General features: G+C 62.1%; 4 protein-coding genes. 1 reads left to right on the top strand and 3 read right to left on the bottom strand.

Annotated elements, in window-relative coordinates:
* The 3 genes from H3V53_RS42630 to H3V53_RS42620 form a co-directional block, all read right to left on the bottom strand.
* A partial coding sequence (locus H3V53_RS42630; protein ID WP_336602961.1) for an acyl-CoA dehydrogenase N-terminal domain-containing protein occupies positions 1-204 on the bottom strand: 204 nt, incomplete at its 3' end.
* A gap of 179 nt (positions 205-383) precedes the next feature.
* Entirely contained in the window at positions 384-1397 is a 1014-nt protein-coding gene (locus H3V53_RS42625) for an AraC family transcriptional regulator (protein ID WP_336602960.1), read from the bottom strand.
* A gap of 920 nt (positions 1398-2317) precedes the next feature.
* Entirely contained in the window at positions 2318-2551 is a 234-nt protein-coding gene (locus H3V53_RS42620) for a hypothetical protein (RefSeq protein ID WP_336602959.1), read from the bottom strand.
* Positions 2552-2647: 96 nt separating this feature from the next.
* On the opposite strand from H3V53_RS42620, the gene H3V53_RS42615 reads away from it, so the two are divergent.
* On the top strand, positions 2648-2902 hold a 255-nt coding region (locus H3V53_RS42615; protein WP_336602958.1), incomplete at its 3' end, for a hypothetical protein.

Below are 2902 nucleotides of genomic sequence, written 5' to 3'. Positions count from 1 at the left end.
GTCCTTCCAGCTGCTCGGGTTGCGGTCGCCTTCGACGTTCAGCGGCGCCAGCACTTCGCCGCACAGTTTCGCGGATTCTTCGAGGACGGCCTGGGCCGTTTCCAGACCCGCTTCTTCAAAGCCGGGCAACTTGGCGATGTCGTCGATCGCGCTCAATTCCTCGAGCACGAACAGCATTTCTTTGACGGGGGCGATGTAACTCATGGTGGATCTTCCAATCTGTCGGTCAGTGGATCACTGCCTCGACGCATCGAAAGAAACGTGGCCAGGCGGTGACTATGCCTGACGATCGTACCGGGATCTCTCTCCCCCGCGCTGTCCAAACCGGCCCGCCTAGTGACAAATCTGGCCACGCCCGTCGGCGCCAGTGCCCTGTCAGGTCATCACCCGGCCCGGGCGGGCCGCCGGTAGGTGCCGGGCGTGCTGCCCGTCCAATGACGAAACGCGCGGTGAAAGGCGCTCGGATCGTCGAAGCCGATGTCGCCGGCGATGACGGCGATCGGGTCGTGGGTATCCGTCAGACGCTGGATCGCGATGTCGCGCCGCAGCTCGTCCTTGAGCAGCTGGAACGTCGTCTCTTCGGACGACAGGCGCCGGCACAGCGTGCGCACCGAGCAATGCAGGTTCTTCGCGGCCTGATCGATGGTAGGCAGATCGGGCAGCTCGCCCGCGAGAAACTGCCGGACGCGATGACTGACGAGCTGCTCGCTGAACGACTCGAAAATCCACTCGCCGGGCGAACGCGCGAGGAATTTGCGCAGGTTGCGCTTGCTCTGCCGAATCGGCATGTCCAGAAACGCCGCGCTGAAACGCATCAACGTGGCGTCGCGGCCGAAACGCACCGGGCCGGAAAAGAAATAGCGGTGATCGGAGGCGTGCGGCGGCTGCGGGCACGCGAAATCGACCTGCAACAGCGGTATTTTCTGGCCGATCAGCCATGACGACACGCCGTGCGCGAGCTTGAGCGTCAACTCCTGACCGAGCGGCCCGATGTTTCCATACGCGACGCTCGGACGCAGCTCGACCTGCGCCATCAGATCGTTGCGACGCGACTCGAACCGAAAGTCGTCGAGCACGATATGAAAAAACTGGCCGAAGCGGTGGAGCGCGGTGTCGAGGTTCGGCGCGTCGAGCAAACTGAGGCAAAGAAACTTGAGCGTGCCGCTGCGCAGAGGACGGCTGAAGATGCCGGGCATCTCGTCGTCGAGTTCGATTGCAAGCGTGCGATAGAGCGTCGAGAACTGTTCTTCCGTCACGCGCGCGCCGGGCGCGCCCCGCAGCTCGGGCGTGATGCCCGCCTGCTCGAGATAGCGCTGCGTGACATCGGGCTGCGCGCCGGCGGCGGCAAGAAAGCCATTGATGAGCGAGATGGGAACGGTTGCGCTCGGCGCGTGCATGCTTTTGAGTGGTTCGGTGCGATGTGATCCGGCATGAGCCGGGATGCCCAAAACGCCCTTTCCGAACGGAACAGGTTGTGTCTGCTGGTCCGGATTGCCGACATAAACATAACAGACTTTGCCTGTGCGATTGCGAAAGACACCGCCTGGCAACGGGAATCCAATGAACGCCCAGTTTTTTCCAGCGGCTCTCAAGGAGTTGGCACGGCAAAGCTTTGTGTGTCTTGTATCCCGATCCCGTAACGGGATATGCGCCGAAAACCGTGCGACGGATGAGCGGCCGGAAGGATGGATAGCCGTGCCGCCGACAGTTGGGCGACGGCGGTCCGAACAGGGATGGCGACGCGAACTTCGGTTATCCCGCTGGCAGCGCCTGGCAGGACGATGGTCGCAATGTGACGTCGATGACGATCATTCGCGATCGTCGACGAGCCAAAGTGGTGGGCCGTGTTGGGTTCGAACCAACGACCAAAGGATTATGCTTGCCACTTCGGCTTTCGCCGCCCGTTTCCGGTTCGTGGTCTGGACTCTGTCTTGCCTTTCGGCCTTCCCGTCGAGTCTCTACACGTTCCCTCCCGCGAGGGCTTCGCTCGGCGTTGGCATAGCGCATAGACGCGCCTTAGCGTTCACCGAATTTGAGAAGTTCTACTTCAAGGCAGAGCTAACTTACCTTGAGCAACCCATTAGAAGCGCCCCATGCCGTCAAGACGGTGTAGGAGCGCCTCGCCAAGTCCTCTGCTCTAACCGACTGAGCTAACGGCCCACAGCCTTGTATTTTCGCATACTGACAACGGTACAGCAAACGCCCGCTGTCGTTGACCGCGTGCGATCCGTGCGCGCCAAGCGATGCGCCTGGTTGCGCAAACACGTATTCGCCAAGGCTTTTTCGGTGGGGTTCACGGGAGAACCAGGCGGCATAGTCAATCTCGCCCGCTCGTTGCGCATTCGAGGTCGCGTAACAGCCTCCGTGCGCGCTGCCTGATCGCCTCGACGTCGAGGCCGGCGAAATCGGTGCGGCGCTGAAGTGCGTGCAGATAACGTTGCAGCACCTGCGGCGCATCTTTGCATTGGGCCATGTGCTCGACGAGACGAATTTCGTCGTCCGTGCCCCAGTTCCCGTACGGCCGGGCGCGTGCTGCGACGACCACGCGCATTCTGTTCCTGAAGTCCGTTTCGAGCGTGTCCGCCAGTTGCGTCAGGACGTGATACGGAAACCGTTCGGGCGCGGCGGCGCATTCTTGAGCGGCCGCGTGCCGCGCCTGATCGATGAGACCCTGAACGACGATGTGTTTTGCGCGAGCCTCCTTGATGCCGCGCTCCAGCAAAGCGGCGATTCGCCCGTAGAGGGAAGCGGTTCTGGCGTTCGGCTTCCGATTGGCAGCGTCGATCTCGCGCGCACGCCTGATCAGCGCTTCGCGCGCAAGTTTGCTGTCCGTTTGGCTCGATTCTGTCTCGTGCATGGCCGCTCCAAAGATCAAACCTCGACGTCGCTCGGGCGTCCGCGC

Source organism: Paraburkholderia bengalensis (assembly GCF_037126505.1).
Classification (GTDB): Bacteria; Pseudomonadota; Gammaproteobacteria; order Burkholderiales; family Burkholderiaceae; genus Paraburkholderia; species Paraburkholderia bengalensis.
This window is presented reverse-complemented; position numbering and strand designations above follow the sequence as displayed.

Coding starts and splice junctions, on each gene's coding strand:
- H3V53_RS42620 (WP_336602959.1), bottom strand. CDS start 2,551: ATGCGCGTGGTCGTCGCAGCACGCGCCCGGCCGTACGGGAACTGGGGC.
- H3V53_RS42625 (WP_336602960.1), bottom strand. CDS start 1,397: ATGCACGCGCCGAGCGCAACCGTTCCCATCTCGCTCATCAATGGCTTT.